Below are 17,762 nucleotides of genomic sequence, written 5' to 3'. Positions count from 1 at the left end.
GCACTCGAACACCTGTCCGGCCTCTCACAGTTGGCCGCCAGGCAGGACTTCGGTGCCAAAATCCTCTGCGACAACCTACACGCCCTGTGCTGCCTCACCGCCGCGCAGGAACATGACATTGACTCGGACCATCGGATCAACCGGACCTACGCCATCACTGCCCTCAAACGTGTCCTGCCTGCGGTGCTGCTCGGCCTGCGATGGGCCAAGGCTGCTCTGAATGAAACCTTGACCTTGATCGCAACACGTATCCATCGCGTGCGACCGGATCGCGCCAAGCCTCGACCGCCTCGTCATAAGCCTCATCGACATGCCGCCTATAAGGCCTGTTGAGGCTTAACTAGGGTGGATTGCATCGGCAACCCGGTCAAGGACGTCAATACCGTCACTGTGCAGCTCAACCTTGGCCGTGGGCTACCGATCATGGCACTTAGTGCTCTTAGTGCCGCCTGGGCCGCAACAGATTTCTCAGTTGACTCTGCGAACACGTAGGACCTCGACTAATCGAAATCGCTCGTGCAATCGAGCTGCGGCGTGGTCGACGTTAAAGGTGAGGCAGATCTAACTTCAAACGCGCCTGCGACTCATTCACACTATGGGGGTCTCTCAGTTTCAGGAAGGCGCCCCGGCACATAGCGAGGCATCCGCGCCTTCTCATGCAGGGATTTCTTCCCTTGAGTAGAACTTATACTTGTAAGTAGTACAATATCCTTGCTAGTATAAATCGAGCAACAAGGATTGAACAGCCGCCACCAGCACATACCGGTTCGCGGCCAGGGCGACCTATCAACGGAGACAAGTAATGAAAGTGCTTTCTAGCCTGCTCGGCGACACGGGCCCAGACCTCGAGCGACCGTCGCGCAGGGTATTGCTGCAGAGGGGCGGCACGTTGGCGGCGGCCCTTGCGCTAGCGCGCTGGCCACAGCCCGCCTTTGCGAGCGACCCGTGGCCTCGCAAACCAGTTCGAATCGTGGTCCAGTTCGGGCCGGGTAGTGCCAGCGATCAGCACGCCCGGTTAGTCTCGGAAGATCTCCAGGCCGCCTTCAACCAACCCTTCATTGTGGACAACAGGCCAGGCGCATCGGGGATCCTAGCTGCGGAGTATGTTGCGAAGGCGACTCCGGATGGCTACACGTTGCTCCTGACAACGAACACTGCGAGCTCGATCAACCCCTTCATTTTTAAGAAGCTGCCATACGACCCCATTAAGGACTTCACCCCGGTCGCACGCCTGAGCTTCATGCCGTTCATCGTACTCGTCAGTGCGGAGCTTCCCGTGAAAAATGTTCGGGAGTTGGTCACGTATGCAAAACGCACCAATATTTCGTATGGCTACGCAAATGCCACTGGGCAAGTAGCTGCGTCGACACTCGCCAACCTCGGGCATTTCGAAGCAGGCGCCGTACCCTACAAGAGCACGCCTGCAGCTATGACTGACCTCATTGGTGGGCATATCGCATTCATGATTGGCGATCTCGGCTCCGCCTCCTCACTCATTGCTAGTAATCGAGTTCGACCACTAGCTGTAATCACTTCCAAACGCAGTACCTTGGCCCCCGCACTTCCCACGGTTTCTGAGTCATTGTCGATTGATTTCGACCTACCTAGTTGGCTGGGCATCATGGGACCAGCCGGGATGCCAACCCCCATCGTGCAAGCCCTGAACACGCGGATCACTTCACTGCTCGGTCGCAAAGGCACCGCTGAAAAGCTGGCGGCCGCAGGCGCGGAGCCGGCACCAGCCACTCCGACAGAGCTCGCGGCGTATATGAAGCAACAACTCGAGGTCTGGCGCATCAAGGTGCGGGACGCAGGAATCCAGCCTCAGTGACTTCCAGGGAGAGAACCGTGACATCAAAACTGCTGGATGGAATCCGCGTCTTGGACCTGACTTCTGTCATCGTTGGCCCCGCCTGCACCGTACGACTCGCCGAGTACGGGGCCAACGTGACAAAGATCGAAGCGCCTGAAGGCGATCTCTTACGCACACTGGGCGGTCCCTCCCCCAGTGGCCGTCATGCTGGAACTTACCTGCACCTGAATCAGAATAAGCGTGCCGTCGCGCTTGATCTAAAACATCCCGACACTGCTGCGATCATGGAGCGTCTGCTCGAGACGAGCGACGTTTTCGTCTCCAATCTCAGGCCAGACGCGCTAGCCCGCTTGGGGCTAGATGCAGCTTCCGCGCGTGCGCTGCACCCTCGCCTCGTGCATTGTGTTATTACGGGCTTCGGTCCGGGACCTTACCGCGGTCGCGCCGCCTACGATAGTGTCGTACAAGGTGCAAGTGGCGTTGCGGCGGTCTTCGCGGCGCGCGACGGAAAGCCCTCCTACGTCCCTCTGATGATGGCGGACCATGTGGTTGGCGAGATCACCGCGGGCGCCATTCTTGCCGCTCTTTGTCACCAGGGTCGTACGGGTGAAGGGGCTACCATCGAAGTACCGATGTTCGAGACCCTTGCCGCAATGGTCCTGCAGGAGCATCTAGGACCGGCAAGCTTTGATCCCCCACTTGGGCCGATTGGTGATCGACGCATCCTGAGCCCACACAATCAGCCCATGGCAACAGCCGATGGCTGGATCAGCCTTACTGCCAACACTGACGCACAGGCGCGCTCACTGCTTCGTGCTCTCGGACGCGAAGATTTACTCGATGATCCTCGCTTCGCCACGGCCACCGCTCGCTTCCGCCACGTTGATGATTGGTTCTCCATCCGCACTGACTCGCTCAAACAGCGTACAACGAGCGAATGGCTGCAGATCCTGGGAGAGTACGACATCCCCTGCATGCCATGTCACACCCTGGACTCTTTGCTCGATGATCCACACCTCCGCGCGGTTGGCCTCGTGGAGCCCCCTCAAGATCATCCCGACGAAGGCCGTGTACGAATGCTGCGCTCGACCATTCTCGTCGATGGGCGCCCAGAGCCAGCCGGTAGGCCCCCATCCGGCCATATTGGCGCCCACACCTGCGCCGTACTGCGCGAAGCCGGGTACCGCCAAGACGAAATCGACGCGCTAATCGCTTCTGGCGCCGTGCGCGGCAGTCCGATTGATTCGATAGAGAAGCGGAATGGCTAAGCCAGCGTCCCACCAGATTTAACCCCACAAGGAGCAGTTGTGCTTTATGAGATCGAATGCTTGAATGAGGAAGTCGAGGAGCTTTCCAGTCTCCTATCCTCGTTGGCTTCCACGGATTGGGAACGTGTCACCGCCTTCAAGAGTTGGACAATCAACGACGTTGTTCTGCATCTGTATGCCAGCGACTACATGGGAATCGCGTCGACGACGTCCGAGGAAGCCTTCCGCACGTTGCGCGAGGACATGATGAGACACCGCAATGCCGGTGCCACCCCGATCGAGGAATCGCGACATCGCTTCCCAGGACTTTTCGGGAGAGGGCTTTATGAGGTTTGGATCGAACAGGCACACGAAATGAGCCGTCGATTAAGTATGCGGACTCCAGAAGAAAAGCTTCCATGGGCTGGTCCGCCGATGACTGTCCCATCCTTTGCGGCAGCGCGCCAGATGGAAAATTGGGCGCACAGCCAAGAAATCTATGACACTTTGAATCTTCAACGAGCGGCGACAGATCGGCTGAAGCCGATTGCCACGCTGGGCGTAAAAACGTTCAAGTGGGCCTATGTCAATCGCGGCTTACCGGCCCCCGATGCACCGCCGCGAGTTCGCCTTACAGCGCCATCGGGCGCCATCTGGGAATGGAACGCGTACAACACCACAGACATGATTGAGGGTGACGCGTCGGAATTCAGCCAAGTCGTCACTCAGGTCCGCAACCTGGCCGACACGTCGCTGCGCGTAGAAGGTGAGATTGCCCGTCAATGGATGCAAATCGCCCAATGCTTTGCCGGCGCGCCCTCGAATCCTCCGGCGCCCGGCTCACGCCGACGCGGAGTCTGAGAATAGGAAGATGCCCCGGATTGCATTCTGTGCACCCGGGGCTGACTCTCGTGCCGAACTCACGCTCAGGCGCAGGTCACTCAGACTAGCGTCGCACCTCAAGGCCTCGGATCAACGTCCGAACCATTTGCCGAGCAAGGACAAGCCGCGCCTCTAATCCCTGATCTGCCTCGGGTCGCCACCAGATCACGGACCACTGAATCCCTCCGAGAATTGTTTTCACGGCAATCGATGGTTCGGTGTCACCTGACACCGAACCATCTGCTTGTGCAGCCGCAACCTCCGTTCTGTACATCTGCTCCAAACGATCGCGACTCGCAACCAATTCATCAAAGGTCATCCGCTGCACCGATGTCATCGCACTGAATCGATGTAACTGTACGCCCTGCGCGACGACATGCTCGAAAGCGTGATACTCAAACATTGTCAATGCATGAGCCTCGAGCATGGCTGTCACTGCAGGCAACCCGGCATGTTCTGTCTTGCGGGCAGCCGCCACGGCCTCAGTTAACGCCGCCATTCCGACCCGATAGACCTCGAAGAACAAGTCCATCTTTGAGAGGAAGTGGTAGTACACGAGGCCCTTGGTCGCCCGTATCCGTCGCGCCACATCATCAATGCTGGTTGCATGGAAACCGCGCTCCATAAAACACTCCGCGGCAGCCCGAAGTAGATGCATCCGGCTCTCGGAGGAGGTCGAGAATGCGTCTTTCATTCGACTGCCTTGACCATGTCCTCAACGAACTTCTTGGCATCGCCGAAGACCATCATCGTCTTGTCCATGTAAAAAAGTTCGTTATCCAGGCCTGCATACCCAGTTGCCATGGAGCGCTTATTGACAATCACCGTCTTCGCCTTATAAGCGTCAAGAATCGGCATGCCAAAAATTGGACTTCCCTTTTGCAGGGCCGCCGGATTGACGACGTCATTTGCACCAACGATGATGGCCACGTCCGCCAGTCCGAAGTCGTTGTTGATGTCCTCCATCTCGAAGACCTGATCGTACGGAACCTCTGCCTCGGCCAGCAGCACGTTCATATGACCGGGCATACGTCCGGCAACGGGGTGGATCGCATAGCGCACGGAGACTCCCTTTTCCGTAAGCTTTGCCGCAAGCTCCTTCGTCGCGTGCTGAGCGCGAGCAACGGCCAACCCATATCCGGGCACGATGATCACCGTTTCCGAGTTTCCCAGGATGAATGCAGCATCGTCGGCGCTACCACTTTTCACGGTGCGCTGCGTCGTTGTCGATTGCTCGCCAGAGCTGGCGTCGCTCCCGAACCCTCCCAGAATGACATTCAGGAATGCTCGGTTCATCGCTTTACACATGATGTAGCTCAGAATCGCTCCCGAACTGCCAACCAAGCTGCCCGAGATAATAAGCATACTGTTGTTCAAGCTGAATCCAATTCCAGCAGCGGCCCATCCCGAGTAGCTGTTCAGCATCGACACCACGACGGGCATGTCCGCGCCTCCGATCGGAATGATTAGCAGCACGCCGAGCAGGAGGCCGATCATTGTGAGGACCGCGAACGCCATCACGCTCTGGCTACTCCAAAACTCGACTGCAAGATACGCGCATGCCAGACCTAATGTGAGGTTAAGCGCGTGCTGACCAGTGAACATTACTGGCGCCCCTTGGAACAGCCGGAATCGATATCTGCCAGATAGCTTTCCAAATGCGATGATCGATCCGGCGAAAGTTACGGCCCCAATAAAACTGCCCAACGCCAGTTCCAGGCGATTGCCGGGAGGGATCCCATTACCCTCATCAACCAGGCCGAAGGCCGCAGGCTCCGTGACTGCGGAAAAGGCTATCAGCACTGCGGCCATGCCGATCAAGCTATGCATGAAAGCTACAAGCTCTGGCATCTTGGTCATCTCCACCCGACGCGCGAGATAGACGCCTGCGCTTCCTCCGACAATCAGGCCCAACATGACCCACGAGAGGCCGAGGGGCGAGCCAGCCAGCGTCACGATCAATGCCGCTGTGGTCAGCACGGCGATTGCCATGCCCACCATACCAAAGCTGTTACCACGAATTGACGTAGACGGATGACTCAGGCCTTTCAGTGCCTGGATGAAGCAGACACTCGCGACGAGGTACAGTAGCGTGACGACGTTCATGCTCATGCCGCACCTCGTTCGATGYTGGCCGCAGCCTTGCCCTTCTTCTTGAACATCTCGAGCATTCGGCGTGTTACAAGGAACCCTCCGAACACGTTGACTGCCGCCAAAGCGACGGCCAGCACGCCAGCCGCTCTCGCGGCGCCGCTTTCCGTGAGACCCGCCGCAAGCATCGCACCGACGATGACGATCGCAGAGATCGCATTGGTGACGGCCATCAAGGGCGTGTGCAGCGCCGGTGTGACGGTCCACACGACGTGATAGCCCACATACACGGCGAGCACGAAAATAATGAGATTGATAAGAGTAGGTGAGACGGTATGCATGTTTTGGAACTCCGGTCAGCGGCGCTTGATCTCGCCGCCATGTGTCATCAAGCAAGCCTCGACGATGTCATCATCGTGCGGGACTTGTACGGCGGAAACACCGGTCGGCAGTATTAGTTTCAAGAACTGCAGTACGTTTCGCGCGTAGAGCGCGGAACTGTCTGCCGCGACCAAGGATGGGAGGTTGGTCTCGCCGATCAACGTGACCCCATGTCTGACGATTGTCTGGCCTGGCACCGTAAGGGGACAGTTCCCCCCCGCGGGCGCGCCAAGATCGACGATGACCGATCCTTGCTTCATCGACTGGACCATGTCCTCGGTGATCAGTGTCGGCGCGGCGCGGCCTGGGATCAAGGCTGTCGTGATGACGATATCGGCCATTGCCACGCGCCGGCCCACTTCGATCTTTTGCCTATCGAGCCACGATTGTGGCATCGCGCGCGCGTAGCCCCCGACCCCTTCGGCAGCCTCCCTTTCCTCAGCACTCTCGTAGGGGATATCGATAAACTTTGCGCCTAGCGACTCCACCTGTTCCTTGACTGAAGGCCGTACATCGGAGGCTTCGATCACGGCTCCCAGCCGCTTTGCCGTTGCTATTGCCTGCAGTCCCGCGACGCCGACGCCAAGAATCACAACACGTGCGGCTTTGATCGTTCCCGCTGCGGTCATTAGCATAGGAAACAGACGCTGGTAGTTGCTCGCCGCGAGCATCACGGCTTTGTAACCAGCGATATTCGCTTGCGACGAAAGGACATCCATGGGTTGTGCGCGCGTAGTGCGCGGCGCTGCTTCAAGCGCGAATGCGGTCAAACCAGCGGCAGCCATGCGAGCAAGGCCTTCACTGTCAAAAGGGTTTAACATTCCCACCAGAGCCGCTCCCGGCCGCATGATTGACAGCTCGCCGGCGGACGGAGCTCTTACTTTCAACACCAATTGCGCATCAAAAGCGTTCGTGGCATCCGTGACACTTGCACCAGCGGCCTCGTAGGCCGAATCTAGTGCACTTGCCGCAGTGCCCGCCCCTGTTTGGACACGGACGACGTACCCTTGTGCCACCAGCGCTTTTACGGTTTCCGGAGTCGCAGCCACTCGGAGTTCTCCGGAAGCCGTTTCACGCGGCACACCGATGACCAATGGTGCATCGACATAAGAGGAGCTTGTTTTAGTGACCGCGACCATCACACCCTCGCCCGTCCGCTGCTCATATCGGAGCGCATCTGTGCAGCGTACTCTTTGAAATCAACCTCGAGCGTGTAGCGCGCGGACCCCACGTAACGCTTTTCGAGTGCGCGCTTGTGCTGCATGATCTCCTGATACATGACACCACGGGTAGGAAGTTTGACATGGCCTGCAAGTACACGCGCAAGCCACTGCCCTTGGATCTCGACTAGTGGGATCGTCGGCCCGATCGGTTGCACCAGTCCCGCAAAGTAAAGCCCTGGTGCGTGAGGAACCGCCATACGTCGATAAAGATCTGCCTTGCCGTCGTCCACTTTAAAGACGCGTTGGTCGATAAAGGGAAAGGTTGTCTTGTAGCCGGTTGCGTAGATGATGGTATCGACCTCTGCGGCACTACCATCCTCAAAGCACACCTTTTCGCCGATCAGTTCCTTCACATTCGACTTCACTTTGATCCAACCGTGGCCCACATAGGGCAACAGTTCCTGGCTAAGCGTCGCGTGCTCGCGCCAGATTGCATGCTTCGGCCGCGGAACGCCGAAGCGGGATTGATCGCCCACGGCGAGGTACATCAGATGCTTCATGGTGGTTCGGACCATGCGCGTAGGCAGTTTCAGCTTTGAGCCTAGGAAGGACGACCATCGATCGCTCGGCAGCCCCATGATGTACTTCGGCATGATCCATGCACTGCGACGAGTCGAGATATAAGTGTTCTTCGCAAGCTTGCAGACATCGACCGCGATGTCCACCGCCGAGTTTCCGATGCCCACCACAAGCACGTTCTTTCCAAGAAAAGGCTCTGGCGTTTTGTAATCATGCGCATGCAAGCTCTCGCCCTGAAACTCGCCATTGAAGCGCGCCCACCGCGGATCCCAAAGATGACCATTCGCGACGATCACCGCGCGATATCGCTTCGATTCGCGGTCGTGGAGTGTGACTCTCCACGCTCCGTCGGCATCCTGACTTACGCTCTCGACTTTTGTGTTGAAGCGCACGTGAGGTCGAACCTTAAAATGATCCGCATAGTCCGACAGATACTTGATCACTTCAAAGTGAGAGAGAAAGTCCGGATAGTGGTCTGGGATCGGATAGTCGGAGTAACCAAGGTTGCGTCGGCTGGTATCAATGTGCAGGCTGCGGTATGCGGACGACATCCCGTTATCGTTTTGATAGCGCCACATCCCACCGATGTCGGATCCGATCTCATAGCAATCGAATGCCACACCGCGCTCGAGGAGCGCCTTTGCCGTAGTTACACCGGAAGATCCTGCCCCGATGATGCAAACCGGAAGAGCCGAAATATCATTCATCGCAATACCTTTCTTGGAATAGGGTAATCGTTCAAAACTGCATCGCGCTCAAACAGTGGCGATAGGGGTAACCGGGGAAGCAATTGCGCCAGGCAGTCGAAGCGGTGGCGCTGTCAGCAGAAATCGAGAATGCCCTTGCCGGCGCAGATGATTGGCAAGCGGACCTAAGTGCCACAACTCACCAAGATGAATCCCCTGCTTGAATAGGCAATGCTCGTGAAGCGGTAGCGCCGAGCAACAGACATCACCCAAGCCACGCGCGGGATAGGCTTCGACCGCGTAGTTGTCGGCAACAATGGCGGCAACGCCGGAGTCCGTGATCCATTGCAATAGACCCGAGTCCCGCCCATCAAGTACACAGCCGGTCTGCTCTAGTACTGCAATGTCGGGGCTACCTTGCATGCCTAGAACAGCGTCCGCGAAACCGGTATGCAGGCATACGATGTCCCCCTCTTCGACCGTCACACCATCTTTGGCAAGCACATACTCGAGATCAGACAGACCAATGAGTCGTCTCCCCGCGCCGAAGTTTGCGAGCAGATCAATCATCACGCCGCGACCTTGAACGCCCTTAGCCGCCATATGCTCAATGCCGAGCGCTAAAGCGCGCGACTCCACCTGCGACTCGTCGCATCCATCGATCAGAACAATGTCCTCGCCCGCTGCGAAGCCGTTGTAATAGACAGGGCGCGGCACGCCGTCGTCGAGTACATCGAACATAGCTCCGACATGCGCAAGCCCATCCCACTGGGTAGAGTATTGGAGGTGCAGGATCGCGACGTCATCGCTCAGCACATCCGTCCTCAGAGGATCGACATCGGCCAGGCGGAAATTCAGACCGAGTCGCCCATGCCTGCGGGTAGGGCTTAACTGCGGCGGGTGGCGATTCGGGTTCAGGATATTGCCCCCGGGTAGATCGAGGGGAAGGCTTAGGCAAAAGCTCTTGCCCTCTCGCACCTCGGCAACTGCCGCCCGGGTTCTCTCAGGCGTCAGCAGGTTCAGGCGCCCCAACTGATCGTCAACGCCGAAGTCTCCCCAGTTGGATCCATCGGGGCGCCGTTCCCAGCGGCTTTTGGTCATGATCGTTCTCCTCCGTGGCACACGACAGGCGCCTCTGTGTCGGTCAAGCTACTGAGGAGTATGCCCAACGATCTACTTGAATGCAAGATATTTATTCTTTGCAGTTGTGTTATCTACTTGATAGTATGATGACATCAGATAGGAGGCAGCATGACGATCGAGTTTTTCTTTCCCGACGCTCATCCGCACGGCACCCAGGGGGGCCACGCGAACGATGAGGCCGCAAGTGCACTGGAGTTCACCGCCTTGAGGCCAGGCCGCTGCTATGGCACCCATGAATTGGCCCTGACGCCTGAACTGGTTGAGGCATGGTGCAAACTCTATGGCGCGCCGCTTCCAACACGAGACGTACCAGCAGGCTTTCTGTCGGTGATTTCCATCCGTGCGTTCATGGCGACGATGCCAGTTCGCCCCCCTGGCGGGATCCACGCAGCCCAACGCTTTACGATTCATGCGCTGCCACGCGTGGGCGAGCGAGTGTTGACATCCGTGCACTGCGGAGCGAAGGAGGCACGTAATGGAAGGCTCTGGGTTGACCTAGAAATGAAGTGCCGCGGTGCGGCCGATCGCACGCTCTTCGAAGGCGTCCACAAGGCCCTGTGGGCACGCTAACTAGGACTTATACGATGAAACTAGAACCCCTCTCGCTGCACATCACCCCTGAAGCCGTTTTAGCGTACGCGCATCTAACCGACGACTTCAATCCCATCCATTTGGACGCAGCGTTTGCAGCTGCATCGCAAATGAAAGGACAGATCGCTCACGGCACTCTGTCGTTAGGCGTGCTATGGCAGGCGCTGGCACAGGTTCCCTCCACGCGCCCGGAGAGTTGGATTTTGGACATCAGATTTCAGCTGCCCGTACGCCTTGGAGACCGCGTTACCGCCGGCGGCAGCATGATTGATGCAGACTCACTAGAGGTGTGGGTGCGCAATGATCACGGACAAACGGTGATCGCCGGAGTCGCTCGACAAGCCAGATAGGTCGTCACCCAGCATGAGTGTACTCCGCTGGGGTACCCAGCATACGGAGCGCAAATTCGCAGAACTGTTCCACCACTACCTCCGGCGCTGGATCGACGTTGGTTCGGTACCAGCGTCGGACCCATTGCGTCATCCCCATGACCGCACGAGAAGCGAGTTGCGGCTGATCTGTAAGGAACACCCCCTGTGCGGCGCCGTCTTCAATGATGGCACTCAATCGCTTATGGAACTCCATCTCTAATCCGCGAATGTCGACCAGCATCTCCTTCGGAAGATGCTTCTCCTCAGCGGCCATAAGCGTCCATAGGCCTCGGTTGACGATATTGCGACGCATCGCCGTGCGGATGAAATCTTTCAAGCGCTCGACCGGTGCACCCCCGCTCATCGTCGAGCCATTCAGCATCGATAACGACTCCCGCAGTTCTCGATCGCAGATGGCGGCAAGTACCGCGTGCTTGTTGTCAAAGTACTGATAGATGAACGGCTTGGTCATCTTCAGTTGTTCGGCAATCGCATCCATGGTCGTRCCAACAAATCCATGCTCCATGAATAACTTGGCAGCCGCCTGCAGGATGCGCTCGATCTTCAGATTGCGAAGCTCATCCTGGAGGGATGGCTCCGCGTCAATACTCGTGGGAACGACCGCCCTTTCCTCGCTATCGCCAGGTATCGGCTTGCGCCGCCCTGTCTGCTTGCGAGCCGGTCGCGCCTGAGATGCTCCGGCGCGAGATCCCGGCGAGTTCTTCTTCTGAGTGGTCATGTCTTTTCCTAAGTTCTGATCAGTCGCTGCTAACTACCTTGACTTATTCATACTGGATAGTAGACTATAGAACCGTGCAGTACCAGATTTTGACGAACGACGTCATCGACTCGGCGTCATGGCGCGATCCATCCGACGACGGTTCATATATCTACCTACCAGTATGATCTCTGATTCTACCGCAATTGCCGAGGTGTGCCAGTGAGTTGGATCACAGGTGTCGGATTGACCTCATTTGGCCGGCTGTCAGGGCAGGACACGCTTGCGCTGATGGCGGACGCTGCAGAACTTGCGCTGATTGATGCYCAGCTTGTTAGATCGCAGGTGGATGGATTGCTTTGTGGCTACTCCACCACTATGCCCCATCTCATGCTGAGCACCGTGTTCGCGGAGCATTTTGGCCTATCGCCGAGCTACGCGCACGGTATGCAAGTGGGTGGTGCCACCGGTCTCGCAATGCTGATGCTCGCCCACGAGCTTGTAAATGGCGGATTGTGCAACCATGTGCTTGTGGTCGCAGGAGAGAACAGGCTTAGTGGCCAAAGCCCAGATGAGGCGCTACGCAATCTGGCACAGGTTGGACATCCGCGTTACGAATTACCATTCGGCGCAACTATTCCTGCCTACTATGCCCTCGTTGCCTCTCGATACATGCATCGATTTGGGTTACGGGAGGAAGACCTAGCTGAGCTAGCTGTCGCGATGCGCCGCAATGCCAAATTGCATACCGGTGCTCATCGCCGAGAGCCAATCGCCATTGATGACGTGCTGAACTCGCGCAGCATCGCGTCTCCCCTGAAGCTGTTGGATTGTTGTCCTGTCTCAGACGGCGCTGCAGCATTTGTCGTTAGTCGCGAACGTACCTCTGCGTTCGGCGTTCGCGTATTGGGTTGCGGCCAAGCCCATACCCACCAGCATGTCACTGCCGCCCATGATCTGACAATGTTCGGCGCTGCTGCATCGCTTGAACAAGCAAGCGCGCGCACAGGCGTTCTCGCCGCCGATGCCCGATACGCGGCAATCTACGACAGCTTCACCATCACGCTAGCCATATTGCTCGAGGAACTCGGCTTGGCGCCTCGTGGTGGCTCCGCCGAGCGCGCCCGCAATGGGGATTTCGATATCAATGGCAACTTGCCCCTTAACACGCATGGAGGACTCCTGAGCTACGGCCATTGCGGCGTCGGCGGAGCGATCGCGCATCTGGTCGAAGCACATCAGCAAATGACTGAGCGCGCTGCTAATCGCCAGGTCCGCGACGCCTCGCTCGCGCTCATACACTGCGACGGCGGTGTTCTGTCGTCGCATGTCACGGCATTCCTGGAGAGAGTCCATTGAGCACCGTAGCTATTGCCGATTGGTCTACTGGCGAGCCCGGCATCGCATATCAGCTTTGTGAAAGCTGCCGACACACCTGGTATTTCGAACGCTCCTTTTGTCCAAATTGCGGCGACAAGCGACCGAGCCGGCTGCAAGCAAGTGGTCATGCGAGAGTGTATGCCGCCACGACCGTGACGAGGGCACCGTCGCCAGAGCTCGCCGAGTTGGGCCCTTACGCGATCATGCTGCTCGACGCGGAGGAGGGATTCCGAATGATGGCGCACGGAGACTCTTCGCTGCAAGTTGGAGACATGGCACGAGTGACCTTTCGCCAGTTCGGCGGAAGGCTTACACCCTATTTCATTGCACCGAATGCACGAGACTGAAGAGGATTGATTGGCGCTTTGGCTCGACAGAATCGATTCGCCGACCGGCAAGACTCGGCGATTCCACGCAACTCAAAGCATCGCCCCGTGCTGAGTAGTCTATGGTCCTAAGCGCCATTTCGTCGTCTGAAGTACCTTCACAAGGCCCTACTGCCGAATGACACTCTTTCGCAGGCCGCCTGTTTAGCCTTTACCTATTCTCACTGTCATCGAGGAGACACCCTATGACACCAAGCAATACCACTCCGCCCGCCGAAGGCTGTATCGACACCGAAGTAGTCGATGGCATTCTGCTGATCGGGATTAACCGTCCCTCGAAGCGCAATGGCATCACACCCGTGATGCTTAGGCAGCTGGCCGAAGCCTACACGCGGCTCGACGACGATCCCGACCTCCGAGTCGGTCTACTCTATGCTGTCGGCGAGCACTTCACCGGGGGCATGGATCTTCCCGCGCTCGCCGAGTACCAGAAGCGAGGGGAACGGCCGGTACCGCGTGATCAGAATCTCGTGGAAGCGCACGACCTCGGCTTGCCTGGCTACCGGCGTCGGACCAAGCCCGTTGTTGCGTCCGTCCAAGGCATCTGCTTTACCGTGGGAGTAGAGCTGATGCTCGCAGCAGATATGGTCGTCGCCGCCGATAATTGCCGCTTCACCCAAATGGAGGTGGGCCGCGGAATCATGGCCGCAGGTGGCGCCACGATGCGCATGGCACAGCGATGCGGATCGGGTAATGCTCTCTATCTTCTCCTTACAGGGACTGAGTTCAATAGTGTTGACGCCCTTCGTTTCAACTTTGTGCAGAAGGTTGTGCCTGCGGGGGAGCAGTTTGCTGAAGGGCTGGCGCTTGCCCGGCGCATCGCGCAGCAAGCGCCGCTTGCGGTTGTCGCCACTCGGTTGAACGTACGAAAATCGATCGAGGAAGGGCCGCTGGCGGCCGTGGCAGAAATACTGGATGTGCAGAAGCGATTGTCCTCGAGCGAGGATGCTGCAGAGGGGCGACAGTCATTTATTGAGCGTCGCCCTCCCGTGTTCACGGGTCATTGAGTGACTTTCCATCGAGACGGCTATGACAGACTCACTTCCTTTTTCCCCATCATCGTACGAAGCCATCGTCTTCGAGGTAGTCGGTGACGGCATCGCCATCGTCACGCTGAATCGGCCCCAGGCGCGCAACGCTCTTGATATGCGTATGCGCGAGGATTTGGCGAGTGTCGCGGAATATCTGCGTACGGCTTGCTCGGTGCGAGCTGTCGTGCTCACTGGTGCCGGAGGGAGCTTCTGCGCTGGCGGTGATCTGCAGTCGATGGGCGAAGAGCGTACTGGTCCACAGTCACGTAGGCGAGTCGCCGAGCTGAACAATTGGTGCTCGAAGCTCGCTGCTCTTGAGATTCCGGTTGTCGCTGCCGTCGATGGTCCTGCTTTTGGCGGTGGCTTCAATCTGTGCCTTGTCGCGGACTTCATCCTCGCGACGCCGACGGCCCGGTTCTCGCAAGTGTTTGCAAGGATTGGCCTAATACCAGACCTCAGCGGCCTGTATTTGCTTCCCCGCATGATCGGTCTCCAGCGTGCTAAGGAGCTGGTCTTCAGCGCCCGCACTGTTGAGGCCGACGAAGCCCGACATCTGGGAATCGTTTATGAGATCGTTCCCGCGGAAGAACTTCTTAAGCGCGCGGTAGATCTTGCGAGTCGCCTCGCACAAGCCTCCTTACCTGCGTTTGGCTTGACGAAAGCGATTCTGAATCGTTCGTTCGAGACTGATCCGCGCACTCTGGCTGAACTCGAATCAATGGCCCAAGCCATCGCCATGAGCACGAACGAGCACCACGACGCCGTCTCACGCTTCCGCGCGAAACAGCCGTTGGCGTTTGAGCCAATCAAACGATCGGCGTAATCGCTGCCTCACCCACTTGGAGTTTCATAAATGCGCACACTGCCTGCCATCTTTGACAATCTGGCGCTGCCGATCATTGGCTCGCCCATGTTTATCGTCAGCAATCCAACGCTTGTAGTAGAGCAATGTAAAGCAGGGATTGTTGGATCTGTGCCCGCTCTGAACGCGCGGCCGCAGTCTCAGCTCGATGAATGGATCAGCGAGATCCGCGAGCGCCTTGCCGCCTACGATAGTCAAGCTGCAACTCCAGCGGCGCCGTTCGCAGTCAATCTGATCACGCACAAAACAAACGCCCGGCTGGAGCAGGACCTGGAGGTTGTGATCAGGCACAAGGTGCCTCTTGTGATTACATCGCTCGGCGCTCGCCCAGAGGTCAACGAGGCAATCCACGCGTACGGTGGCATCGTGTTCCACGATGTCATCAACAACACGTTTGCACGTAAAGCCATCGAGAAGGGTGCTGACGGGGTAATTGCCGTGGCGGCCGGCGCGGGTGGCCATGCGGGCGTGAAGAGTCCGATTGCACTGATTCAGGAGATTCGAGAGTGGTTTGACGGCCCCTTGGCGTGAGGAATATCACGCTGCACGACATCGCCTCGGCTTGGCAAACCAGGCTTAGTTGCCACCGAATGGACGCGCGCAGCGTGTGCGTCCGTGTCTGTGTGCTTTGCCGCGGCAACACGTTCTCTCGCCCAAGGCGTAAATGGGATCCTCTCATGGATCCCATTTATCTTCAAGCCGCTAGTGAGACTGCAGCTTGCGGACGTTTTGGGACACGCGGCCTCCCCGATCGTCGGCAAGCGTCTATTAAGCTCAGGCGGGTCCCGAATCTGAAGCGGCGCGATTTGCCCAGGCCACGTTGGAGCGCCACGGCATTTCCGGCAATGTCGGCTATCTCACTATCAACCTGGTCTCATGCGTGCAGTTATTTGATTTGTCGCTGCGCAAAGTACAGCGTGTCTGCGCTTGCGCTCTGCGTTTCCTAAGCAATCTGCCGTGGGATGGGCTCTTGGTTTGCCTGGCGGCCGCGCGGATCAAGGCGTCCGAGATTTACAATGAGCTGACCCTGGGTGACAATCGTGTCGGCGATGCACCGTCATTTGATTTGTTTGTTGAGGGTCTGGGCCCTTCCGGGTTGGAGGTCGAATGCAAGTCAGTGTCGAACGACAAAGGCCGCCGCTTCGACGACGATCAGTGGAAAGTCGGGTGTGCGGGCTGACGGCACACAAATCGAAGTTCGCGATTTCCCTGCATCATATGCTGCTGCCATCGCGTCAATGCACGGGCAGTACAACGCGAAGCGCTTGAGTGGCTCACTCGGACTCGAAACGTGCGCCACTTCACTGAACCTGCGCGGGGACGCGGTCTCTCTGTCATTGCAATCCAGAGCATGAAGCGACATACCTTCTTGGAAAGTGCGATGCGAATGGCATCCGATGCAGCCACGCGGCAGTTGAGCGGTAAGCTCGTGATGGGCCTGGAAGCCGTCTCAGGGACCGAACTAGCGGCGCTTGCGGAGCAAGATAACGGGCCAGGCAGCGTGTTTTCTGCTTTGCAAATTCGTGTCAGTACGCCTGAATCGGCCCGAAATGGCAGACGTGATCGGCGCTACGTTCGTCGGTAAAAAGGAAATGTCGGATCTTGGGAATGCGCTGGCGATTCAAGGCCGTTCGTACACCTTCTTCAACACCGAGAGTCCGTTCTGGTATCCGGACTTCGCTCGCATATTTGAGACACACGCAATCACGTCGTCGGCTCAATCCTCTTCTGCTACGCATTGATCATGGTACTTCCCACCACCACTTATTTCGAGAATGAGCTTCGCGATGCCTACGACATGCTACGCAACCACGATCCATGGGCCTACATCACCGATGTGTTGACCCGCCTGCCCACCCACCTGAACAGCCGCATCGACGAGCTGCTTCCCCACAACTGGCGTCCCGCACGCTGAGCGCGTCTGCTCTCTCACAACCGCTCTCAACCGGCAACGTGGGACGGCGAGACGCTTACACTGCATCATCAAAAATCCCGGGCGAAAAGCGTTCCAAGCAGGTTCCGCGCGCGTTCTGCAAGATCCCGTTGCGAAGCCGTGCAAAGCACGAGGATGCGGCTCGCATGAAGGTCATCAACTTCTTGAGCAAGTCGCTGAATGGCGCCATTTCAGAAGACTACTCTTTGTGGGCGCGTCTGATAGGCAAAAAAAGCATGTAAATTCAGATTTAGTTTTATTATTAATATACTTTTCTAGACCGCAACAGCGATAAATCAAGAAATACAACCAATTAGTACAATGCTATATATAGTTGAATGTGAACAAAGCGGAGCAACCACCGCATCAATTATGGCCCAAGGACGTTTTGAGTGGAACTTGACATCAAGTACCATAATGGCCTCCGCTGTTTCCCATCAGATTCTTCGTGAACCGATGTTCAACTCGTTGTGAAGAAGTGGTGGTAGGCAGTAATCGCCCTTAT

At 57.5% G+C, this 17,762-nt stretch carries 18 protein-coding genes and 3 pseudogenes; 14 read left to right on the top strand and 7 right to left on the bottom strand.

Annotated features, from left to right (window positions below; translation table 11 throughout):
* The 4 genes and pseudogenes from AC1DN0_RS36825 to AC1DN0_RS36810 all read left to right on the top strand — a co-directional run.
* Positions 1–333, top strand: a pseudogene (locus AC1DN0_RS36825) (IS4 family transposase); the annotation flags it as partial.
* 469 nt (positions 334–802) lie between these two features.
* The gene (locus AC1DN0_RS36820) at positions 803–1,831 is read left to right on the top strand and encodes a Bug family tripartite tricarboxylate transporter substrate binding protein (RefSeq protein ID WP_477104412.1); all 1,029 of its coding nucleotides are present in this window, start codon (positions 803–805) and stop codon (positions 1,829–1,831) included.
* A gap of 17 nt (positions 1,832–1,848) precedes the next feature.
* On the top strand, positions 1,849–3,081 hold the full coding sequence (locus tag AC1DN0_RS36815; RefSeq protein ID WP_477104411.1) for a CaiB/BaiF CoA transferase family protein: 1,233 nt from the start codon (positions 1,849–1,851) through the stop codon (positions 3,079–3,081).
* A 39-nt stretch (positions 3,082–3,120) separates the two neighbouring features.
* A complete protein-coding gene (locus AC1DN0_RS36810) occupies positions 3,121–3,921 on the top strand; it encodes a TIGR03084 family metal-binding protein (protein ID WP_477104410.1) in 801 nt (266 codons plus the stop codon).
* Between the two features lie 85 nt (positions 3,922–4,006).
* Here AC1DN0_RS36810 and AC1DN0_RS36805 read toward each other — a convergent pair whose 3' ends face one another.
* Genes AC1DN0_RS36805 through AC1DN0_RS36780 form a run of 6 tightly spaced genes read right to left on the bottom strand, consistent with a single transcriptional unit; the run spans position 4,007 to position 9,943 of the window.
* Positions 4,007–4,636: a TetR/AcrR family transcriptional regulator gene (locus AC1DN0_RS36805; protein ID WP_459568969.1), complete on the bottom strand. Its 630-nt coding sequence runs from the start codon at positions 4,634–4,636 to the stop codon at positions 4,007–4,009.
* Entirely contained in the window at positions 4,633–6,054 is a 1,422-nt protein-coding gene (locus AC1DN0_RS36800; protein WP_477104409.1) for an NAD(P)(+) transhydrogenase (Re/Si-specific) subunit beta, read from the bottom strand. Before AC1DN0_RS36800 ends, AC1DN0_RS36805 begins: the two co-directional genes overlap by 4 nt.
* The gene (locus AC1DN0_RS36795) at positions 6,051–6,374 is read right to left on the bottom strand and encodes a proton-translocating transhydrogenase family protein (protein WP_477146431.1); all 324 of its coding nucleotides are present in this window, start codon (positions 6,372–6,374) and stop codon (positions 6,051–6,053) included. The genes AC1DN0_RS36800 and AC1DN0_RS36795 overlap by 4 nt, the downstream gene beginning before the upstream one ends.
* A gap of 15 nt (positions 6,375–6,389) precedes the next feature.
* Positions 6,390–7,508 carry a Re/Si-specific NAD(P)(+) transhydrogenase subunit alpha gene (locus AC1DN0_RS36790; protein WP_477104418.1) on the bottom strand — a complete coding sequence of 373 codons (1,119 nt, stop codon included), beginning with the start codon at positions 7,506–7,508 and terminating at the stop codon, positions 6,390–6,392.
* A 44-nt stretch (positions 7,509–7,552) separates the two neighbouring features.
* The gene (locus AC1DN0_RS36785; RefSeq protein WP_477104408.1) at positions 7,553–8,863 is read right to left on the bottom strand and encodes a flavin-containing monooxygenase; all 1,311 of its coding nucleotides are present in this window, start codon (positions 8,861–8,863) and stop codon (positions 7,553–7,555) included.
* Between the two features lie 48 nt (positions 8,864–8,911).
* Positions 8,912–9,943, bottom strand: a complete 1,032-nt coding sequence (locus AC1DN0_RS36780) for a cyclase family protein (RefSeq protein ID WP_459568965.1) — start codon at positions 9,941–9,943, stop codon at positions 8,912–8,914.
* Positions 9,944–10,093: 150 nt separating this feature from the next.
* Here AC1DN0_RS36780 and AC1DN0_RS36775 point away from each other — a divergent pair, with 150 nt between their 5' ends.
* Both AC1DN0_RS36775 and AC1DN0_RS36770 read left to right on the top strand, forming a co-directional pair.
* Positions 10,094–10,555, top strand: a complete 462-nt coding sequence (locus tag AC1DN0_RS36775; protein WP_459568964.1) for a hypothetical protein — start codon at positions 10,094–10,096, stop codon at positions 10,553–10,555.
* Between the two features lie 14 nt (positions 10,556–10,569).
* On the top strand, positions 10,570–10,926 hold the full coding sequence (locus AC1DN0_RS36770; RefSeq protein ID WP_459568963.1) for a MaoC family dehydratase: 357 nt from the start codon (positions 10,570–10,572) through the stop codon (positions 10,924–10,926).
* A 4-nt stretch (positions 10,927–10,930) separates the two neighbouring features.
* Here the strand turns inward: AC1DN0_RS36770 and AC1DN0_RS36765 are convergent, their stop codons facing one another.
* Positions 10,931–11,686, bottom strand: coding sequence for a TetR/AcrR family transcriptional regulator (locus tag AC1DN0_RS36765; RefSeq protein ID WP_459568962.1), 756 nt, complete (start codon positions 11,684–11,686; stop codon positions 10,931–10,933).
* A gap of 201 nt (positions 11,687–11,887) precedes the next feature.
* Here AC1DN0_RS36765 and AC1DN0_RS36760 point away from each other — a divergent pair, with 201 nt between their 5' ends.
* The 8 genes and pseudogenes from AC1DN0_RS36760 to AC1DN0_RS36725 all read left to right on the top strand — a co-directional run.
* Complete coding sequence (locus AC1DN0_RS36760) at positions 11,888–13,024, top strand: thiolase family protein (protein ID WP_459568961.1); 1,137 nt, start codon at positions 11,888–11,890, stop codon at positions 13,022–13,024.
* A complete protein-coding gene (locus AC1DN0_RS36755; protein ID WP_477104407.1) occupies positions 13,021–13,392 on the top strand; it encodes a Zn-ribbon domain-containing OB-fold protein in 372 nt (123 codons plus the stop codon). The genes AC1DN0_RS36760 and AC1DN0_RS36755 overlap by 4 nt, the downstream gene beginning before the upstream one ends.
* A gap of 224 nt (positions 13,393–13,616) precedes the next feature.
* A complete protein-coding gene (locus tag AC1DN0_RS36750; protein ID WP_459568959.1) occupies positions 13,617–14,438 on the top strand; it encodes a crotonase/enoyl-CoA hydratase family protein in 822 nt (273 codons plus the stop codon).
* 22 nt (positions 14,439–14,460) lie between these two features.
* Positions 14,461–15,285, top strand: a complete 825-nt coding sequence (locus tag AC1DN0_RS36745) for an enoyl-CoA hydratase/isomerase family protein (protein ID WP_459568958.1) — start codon at positions 14,461–14,463, stop codon at positions 15,283–15,285.
* Between the two features lie 30 nt (positions 15,286–15,315).
* Positions 15,316–15,852: pseudogene (locus AC1DN0_RS36740) on the top strand (NAD(P)H-dependent flavin oxidoreductase); the annotation flags it as partial.
* Between the two features lie 292 nt (positions 15,853–16,144).
* Positions 16,145–16,504, top strand: a complete 360-nt coding sequence (locus AC1DN0_RS36735; RefSeq protein ID WP_459568956.1) for a hypothetical protein — start codon at positions 16,145–16,147, stop codon at positions 16,502–16,504.
* Positions 16,505–16,874: 370 nt separating this feature from the next.
* Positions 16,875–17,066, top strand: coding sequence for a hypothetical protein (locus AC1DN0_RS36730; RefSeq protein WP_477104405.1), 192 nt, complete (start codon positions 16,875–16,877; stop codon positions 17,064–17,066).
* 71 nt (positions 17,067–17,137) lie between these two features.
* Positions 17,138–17,239: pseudogene (locus tag AC1DN0_RS36725) on the top strand (transposase domain-containing protein); the annotation flags it as partial.
* Between the last annotated feature and the right edge of the window lie 523 nt (positions 17,240–17,762).

It is taken from the genome of Cupriavidus sp. 05N39, assembly GCF_056397325.1.
The sequence above is the reverse complement of the archived record's forward strand: the minus strand, read 5'-3'. Positions and strand labels throughout refer to the sequence as shown.